A 5,901-nucleotide genomic window follows, 5' to 3' on the forward strand; every position below is an offset into this window, starting at 1 on the left:
GCGGGAACATCCACAGCGGGATCATCGCCGGGAAGTTGAACGGGGTGATGCCAACGCACACGCCCAGCGGCTGGGTGATGCTGTAGGTGTCGATGTTGCGGGCGACGTTCTCCACCGTCTCGCCCATCAGCAGCGAGGGCACGTTGCAGGCGTGCTCGACCACCTCGATACCGCGCCAGACGTCGCCCTTGGCGTCCTCGAAAGTCTTGCCCAGCTCGCTGGAGACGATCTTCGCCAGTTCGTCGTGGTGTTCCTTGAGCAACGCCTGGTAACGCAGCATCACCCGCGCGCGCTCGGAAACCGGGGTTTCCTTCCAGCTGGCGAAGGTTTCGCGGGCACTGGCCACCGCCTGCTCGATCTGCTCCGCGCTGGCGCAGGCGATCTCCGCCAGGGTGCTGTTGTCGAGGGGATTGCTGACCGGGATGCGCTGGGCGCCGAGACCTTCGACGAAGGCTCCCGCGATGAGGTGGCGGACTGGGACTGACATGAACCCTCCTGCACCGGCCAGGCCGGCTTTTATTGTTGTGGCGGACTGGTACGAGGTCGATTCGGACCTCGCTTTGGCCAAGAAGCTATCACTGGGCGGAAGGTCGCGAGATCGACTAAATTGTGTTGTTCATGGACTATATTGCGGAGCCGGCTACCGACATGTCGCACACCTCCGACTGGCCCCTGCCGGCCGACAGCCTGCGCTTGCCGATCCCGGCGGCGCTGCTGGAGAAACTGGCGGTCCACCCGCTCAGCCGCGACCTCTACCCCACCTCCCTGGGCCACTACCGGCGCGCCCGCGACCACCGCATGAGCCGCGAGCGCCATGACGAGCACCTGCTGATCTATTGCAGCGAAGGCCAGGGCCTGTTGCGCGTGCGCGAGGGCGAGGCCTGGCGCGAATACCGGGTCGGCAGCGGCGACCTGCTCTGGCTGCCGCCGGGCATGGCCCACGACTACGCCGCCGACGACCGCCAACCCTGGACCATCTTTTGGACCCACCTGCGCGGCGACAGCGCCACCTGGCTGCAACACAGCGCCGGCTACCGCGACACCCCGCTGCGCCATTGGGGCCTGCAACACGCCCTGCTCGGCGGCTTCGAGCAACTGCTGGAGGTGCGCCACAGCGGCTACCGCTTCCAGCACTTCCTGCTCGCCGCCAGCCGCATGCGCAGCCTGCTCTGCCAGCTACCGCTGCTGCGCCCGCTGCGCGAGGGCAGCCTGGACCTCGACGGGCTGCACGCCTACATGCGTGAACACCTGCATGCGCGCCTCGAACTGGAACGCCTGGCGGCCTTCTGCAACCTGTCGAAGTTCCATTTCGTCAGTCGCTACAAGGCGATCACCGGCCGTACGCCTATCCAGCACTTCCTGCACCTGAAGATCGAGTACGCCTGCCAGTTGCTGGACAGCAGCGACCAGAGCGTGGCCCGGGTCGGCCAGGCGGTCGGCTACGACGACAGCTACTACTTCTCGCGCCTGTTCAGCAAGGTCATGGGTTTGTCGCCGAGCGCCTACCGACAGCGGGTAAGGCAGGGCGAGGGAGGAGCCTGAAGCGCTCTGCGGCGGGGCTGTAAACGAAGCGGCGACCAGTTGTCGGCAAACTGATCCCGGTCAGTGTTTTCCGGGCCGACAGGACTAGACTGAAGCTCCCTTTCCAGCCCCGATGGATGAATCGCCATGAACATCCTCGTCCGCCCGTCGCAAACCCCGAAAGGCCAATGCTGGCAAGTCTGCCTCGACCAGCAGGCCGTCAACTTCCGTAGCGAAAGCGAGGCCCGGCGTTTCGTCGACCGCCTCGAGGCGCGCCTGCGCGCGCCCCATGTGCTGCCCGAACTGAAACAGCGAACGGCCTGATCCGCGCTCAGGCGGCCTGGCGCTCCAGGCGCCCGGTCTGCCAGGCGAGCAGGGTCGCGACCGCGCCGCAGACGGCGATCACCAGAGTCATGGGGATCGCCGTGCCGTCGTGGAGCACGCCGACCAGCGCCGAAGCGCCCGCCGCCACGCTGAACTGCAGGCTGCCCATCAGCGCCGAGGCGCTGCCGGCGTGCTGTCCCTGTCCGGCCATGGCGCAGGCGGAAGCGTTGGGAATGATGCAGCCGAGGCTGGCCACGCATCCGAACAGCGGAACCAGCAGCGGCCACAGCGTGGCCGGTTGCAGCGAAGCGATGCCCAGCAGGGCCAGGCCGCACGCCAGGTAGCCCCAGATGATCCGCCGCAGCCAGAACGCCGGCCCGCGATAGCGCAGCAGCCGCGCGTTGACCTGTGCCATGACGATGAAGCCCGCGGCATTGCTGCCGAACAGCCAGCCATAGTGCTCGGCGGGAATCCCGTAGAGCTGGATGAACACGTAGGGCGAACCGGCGATGTAGGCGAACATCCCGGCCATCGCCACCCCGCCGGAAAGGCCATAGGCGAGAAACAGGCGGTCGGCGAACAGCCGCCGGTACTGCCCCAGCGCGCCGGACAGCGGCGGTCGCTCGCCGTCGGCCGGGATGGTTTCCGGCAGCCACAACGCCACGCCGAGGCCGGCCAGGGCGGCGAACAGGGTCAGGCAGACGAAGATCGATTGCCAGCCCTGCCAGTCCAGCAGCAGGCCGCCGGCCACGGGGGCGAGGATCGGCGCCAGGCCCATCACCAGCATCAACTGGGAAAACGCCTTGGCGGCGCCGATCGGATCGCACAGGTCACGCACCACTGCCCGCGAGATGACCATCCCGGCGCAGCCGCCGAGGGCCTGGACGAAGCGCGCGGCGATCAGCCACTCCAGGCTCGGCGCCAGGGCGCAGGCGGCCGAGGCCAGGGTGAAGATACTCACCCCCACCAGCAGCGGCAGGCGCCGGCCATAGCGGTCGGCCACCGGGCCGTAGAGCAACTGGCCGATGGACAGGCCGGCGAAGTAGGCGGCCAGGCTCAGTTGGACGTGCTCGACGTCGGTGGCAAAGGCCTTGGCCAGGGTCGGGAAGCTCGGCAGGTAGAAGTCGATGGCCAGTGGCCCGAAGGCGCTCAGGGCTCCCAGTATCAGCAGGATGCGCAGGTTCATGGATCGCTCGGCACGGGGCGCGTCGGCGGCAGGCAAGGCACTTTCCTGCGCGGCTCCCGGCAAGCGGGACGACGACGCCTATCATTGAATCGTCTGTGAGGGCGGGCGGCTCCAGGCCTGAAGGCCGGTACTGGCGGGAAGATGCTACGGACAGCCGGGGAGTCGCCGAAAAAGCAGCGCGCAGCATAACACCGAAGACACCCGCCGATCATGGCCGGAGACCGTGGATCCGCGGAATCCACGGCTCATGAATGAGCAGCATTAGACAAAGGTGGTGTCGAAATACTTCGAGTCCGCCCGAGCGCGGCTAAAATCGGTACACTCCCCGCCCCGTTGCCGAGACCCATTCGACTACCCAGCACAGCATGCGACGCACAAAGGAAGATTCTGAAAAAACCCGTACGGCCATCCTCCTGGCCGCCGAGGAACTGTTCCTGGAAAAAGGCGTGTCCCATACCAGCCTGGAACAGATCGCCAGGGCCGCCGGGGTGACCCGTGGCGCCGTCTACTGGCACTTCCAGAACAAGGCTCACCTGTTCAACGAGATGCTCAACCAGGTACGCCTGCCGCCGGAGCAACTCACCGAGCGCCTGTCCGGCTGCGATGGCAGCGACCCGCTGCGCTCGCTCTACGACCTCTGCCTGGAGGCCGTGCAATCGTTGCTGACTCAGGAGAAGAAGCGCCGCATCCTGACCATCCTGATGCAACGTTGCGAATTCACCGAGGAACTGCGCGAGGCGCAGGAACGCAACAACGCCTTCGTGCAGATGTTCATCGAACTCTGCGAGCAGTTGTTCGCCCGCGACGAATGCCGCGTGCGGCTGCATCCGGGCATGACCCCAAGGATCGCCTCGCGCGCCTTGCACGCGCTGATCCTGGGCCTGTTCAACGACTGGTTGCGCGACCCGCGCCTGTTCGATCCGGATACGGACGCGGAACACCTGCTGGAGCCGATGTTCCGTGGCCTGGTGCGCGACTGGGGTCAGGCCAGCTCGGCGCCGTAGCCCTCCTCGCGGATCGCCTCGAGTACCTGGGCGCTGTCGAGCCGGCTGGCGACCCGGACTTCGCCGGCGCCAAGATCCACTTGGACGTCCGCCGCTGAATCCTTCGCCTGCACCGCATGGGTGATCGCCCGTACGCAGTGGCCGCAGGTCATGCCCTGAACCTTGAAGACTTGCATGGTATTGCCTCCTGTTGGTCATCGATGGGGCGATTTTCGACCTTGACATGGTGTCAAGGTCAATCCTCGAAATATCCGGTAACCGACAAAGCGTCAAGAACGGGTAAAGGCGGAGTAAAGAGGCTTAAACCCTACAAAGCACATGGTTAACATGTTCACCTTGTTCTTCACGAGGTAGAACCATGTCCATCCGCCGCTATTCCCCGTCACAGATCGCCCTGCACTGGCTCAGCGCCGTCGCGGTCCTGCTGATCATCGCCCTGCCCTACGGCGCCGACTTCTTCGCCGGCCTGCTCGGCGGCAAGGGCAACGTCTTCACCCTGCACAAGTCGCTGGGCGTGGCGGTACTCCTGCTGACCCTGACACGCCTGGCGCTGCGCCGCGTCCAGGGTGTCCCGGATACCCTGGAGGGGAACCCGGACTGGCAGCGCGCGGCCGCCAAGGCCGGGCATTTCCTGCTGTACGCGGTGCTGATCGTCATGCCGCTCTCCGGCATGCTCGCCGGCAAGCGTCCGCTGGACCTGTTCTGGCTGGTGCAGATCGGCCCGTTCGACCTGCCGGAAGCCTTCAAGGCGTTCGCCGGCGGCACCCACGTCACCGTCCAGTACCTGCTTTTCGCGCTGATCCTCGGCCACGCCGCCGCGGCCATCTGGCACCACCGCGTGCAGAAGGACGACGTACTGCGCGCCATGCTGCCGCAACGCGGCGCCTGACCCCAGCGACGGACGGGCACGCGGATGCCCGTCCCGACTTGTCCCGGACCCCGGCTTCGGCCAAGCTTTTCCCTACGTCCCCGCCGCCGAGGCCCGCCATGTTCCCCATCCTTCGCCCGCTGCTCCATACCGCCGCCCTGGCCTGCGCCCTCCCGGCGCTCGCCGCGGACCCGCAACCGGCCAGCGGTGGCTGGGCGCAACCCGACCCGGCGCCGATCGGCTATGCGGTGCTGAACGTTTCCCGCGAGCGGGTCGAGTCCGGCACTGCCTGCGATGTCGGCCTGTACGTCCACGACGAACTGGTCGGCAACCTGCAACCGGGCGCCAGCCTGGCCCTGAACCTGCAACCCGGCGCGGTGGACGTGCGTCTTGCGCCGAACGGTCCTGGCGACGCCTGCCGGAACGGCATGACCATCCTCGCCGGACAGACCCTTACCCTGCGCGCCGGGGAGATCCGCAACCTGCGCATTACCCTCGGTGCGGGCGGGCTCTACCTGGCACCGGTGGCGGATGGGTACTGAGGGGTAGCGACTTGCCGTGGAGCATTGGCCATGACTCAGGGCACGAAGGTGGCGTTTCGGCACCGGGTGCACGGGGACTGCCTGGCGGGCCGTGAATGCGTGCACTGGCCCCTAGCTCCCGTCGCTGCCTGCACGGCAGTAAGGGGAGCGCTTGAGCGGGCGTCGTGGTTGCCGGTCAAGCTGCTTGTCGTGCTTGCCTTGGCCTCTTGTTTCGCCTTTCCAGGCGAGTTCCTTCTGCAAGCGTCCAAAAGACTCGCCCACCACTCGGAGGGCAAGCCAGGAGCCCAATCCGTAGGGCGAATGACCGCTTGCGGTTATCCGCCGGCTCTCCAGGGCATCGGCGGATACCGCCTGTGGGGGTATTCGCCCTACGGGACGTTCGAGCGGGCTTCATGTTTGCTGCTCAAGCTGCTTGTCGTGCCTGCCTTGGCCTCTTGTTTCGCCTTTCCAGGCGAG

General features: G+C 66.6%; 8 protein-coding genes. 5 read left to right on the forward strand and 3 right to left on the reverse strand.

The window, feature by feature from the left end; genetic code table 11:
- The coding region (locus tag HMPREF2581_RS00830) for an aldehyde dehydrogenase family protein (RefSeq protein ID WP_134515541.1) at positions 1-487 on the reverse strand (487 nt) is incomplete at its 3' end.
- Positions 488-618: 131 nt separating this feature from the next.
- Here HMPREF2581_RS00830 and mmsR point away from each other — a divergent pair.
- The gene (gene mmsR / locus HMPREF2581_RS00835) at positions 619-1,542 is read left to right on the forward strand and encodes an MmsAB operon transcriptional regulator MmsR (protein ID WP_003138059.1); all 924 of its coding nucleotides are present in this window, start codon (positions 619-621) and stop codon (positions 1,540-1,542) included.
- Positions 1,543-1,668: 126 nt separating this feature from the next.
- Entirely contained in the window at positions 1,669-1,845 is a 177-nt protein-coding gene (locus HMPREF2581_RS00840) for a hypothetical protein (RefSeq protein ID WP_003104346.1), read from the forward strand.
- 7 nt (positions 1,846-1,852) lie between these two features.
- On the opposite strand, the gene HMPREF2581_RS00845 is transcribed toward HMPREF2581_RS00840, so the two are convergent.
- Positions 1,853-3,031: a multidrug effflux MFS transporter gene (locus HMPREF2581_RS00845; RefSeq protein ID WP_003092150.1), complete on the reverse strand. Its 1,179-nt coding sequence runs from the start codon at positions 3,029-3,031 to the stop codon at positions 1,853-1,855.
- Positions 3,032-3,396: 365 nt separating this feature from the next.
- Here HMPREF2581_RS00845 and nalD point away from each other — a divergent pair, with 365 nt between their 5' ends.
- The gene (gene nalD / locus HMPREF2581_RS00850) at positions 3,397-4,035 is read left to right on the forward strand and encodes an efflux system transcriptional repressor NalD (protein WP_003092152.1); all 639 of its coding nucleotides are present in this window, start codon (positions 3,397-3,399) and stop codon (positions 4,033-4,035) included.
- On the opposite strand, the gene HMPREF2581_RS00855 is transcribed toward nalD, so the two are convergent.
- The gene (locus tag HMPREF2581_RS00855; RefSeq protein ID WP_003111818.1) at positions 4,014-4,211 is read right to left on the reverse strand and encodes a heavy-metal-associated domain-containing protein; all 198 of its coding nucleotides are present in this window, start codon (positions 4,209-4,211) and stop codon (positions 4,014-4,016) included. The two genes, nalD and HMPREF2581_RS00855, sit on opposite strands and share 22 nt — an antisense overlap.
- Positions 4,212-4,393: 182 nt before the next feature.
- On the opposite strand from HMPREF2581_RS00855, the gene HMPREF2581_RS00860 reads away from it, so the two are divergent.
- Together HMPREF2581_RS00860 and HMPREF2581_RS00865 are read left to right on the forward strand one after the other, a co-directional pair.
- A complete protein-coding gene (locus HMPREF2581_RS00860) occupies positions 4,394-4,924 on the forward strand; it encodes a cytochrome b (RefSeq protein WP_003092155.1) in 531 nt (176 codons plus the stop codon).
- A 98-nt stretch (positions 4,925-5,022) separates the two neighbouring features.
- Positions 5,023-5,445, forward strand: coding sequence for a hypothetical protein (locus HMPREF2581_RS00865; protein ID WP_003117503.1), 423 nt, complete (start codon positions 5,023-5,025; stop codon positions 5,443-5,445).
- Positions 5,446-5,901: the final 456 nt, after the last annotated feature.

Origin of the sequence: Pseudomonas sp. HMSC057H01, from assembly GCF_001836405.1 — a bacterium.
Lineage (GTDB): Bacteria > Pseudomonadota > Gammaproteobacteria > Pseudomonadales > Pseudomonadaceae > Pseudomonas > Pseudomonas aeruginosa.

What these genes read in the sequence shown, in the direction of transcription:
- HMPREF2581_RS00840 (WP_003104346.1), top strand. Translation starts at nt 1,669, where the DNA reads ATGAACATCCTCGTCCGCCCGTCGCAAACCCCGAAAGGCCAATGCTGG.
- HMPREF2581_RS00860 (WP_003092155.1), top strand. Translation starts at nt 4,394, where the DNA reads ATGTCCATCCGCCGCTATTCCCCGTCACAGATCGCCCTGCACTGGCTC.
- HMPREF2581_RS00855 (WP_003111818.1), bottom strand. Translation starts at nt 4,211, where the DNA reads ATGCAAGTCTTCAAGGTTCAGGGCATGACCTGCGGCCACTGCGTACGG.
- HMPREF2581_RS00865 (WP_003117503.1), top strand. Translation starts at nt 5,023, where the DNA reads ATGTTCCCCATCCTTCGCCCGCTGCTCCATACCGCCGCCCTGGCCTGC.
- mmsR (WP_003138059.1), top strand. Translation starts at nt 619, where the DNA reads ATGGACTATATTGCGGAGCCGGCTACCGACATGTCGCACACCTCCGAC.
- nalD (WP_003092152.1), top strand. Translation starts at nt 3,397, where the DNA reads ATGCGACGCACAAAGGAAGATTCTGAAAAAACCCGTACGGCCATCCTC.
- HMPREF2581_RS00845 (WP_003092150.1), bottom strand. Translation starts at nt 3,031, where the DNA reads ATGAACCTGCGCATCCTGCTGATACTGGGAGCCCTGAGCGCCTTCGGG.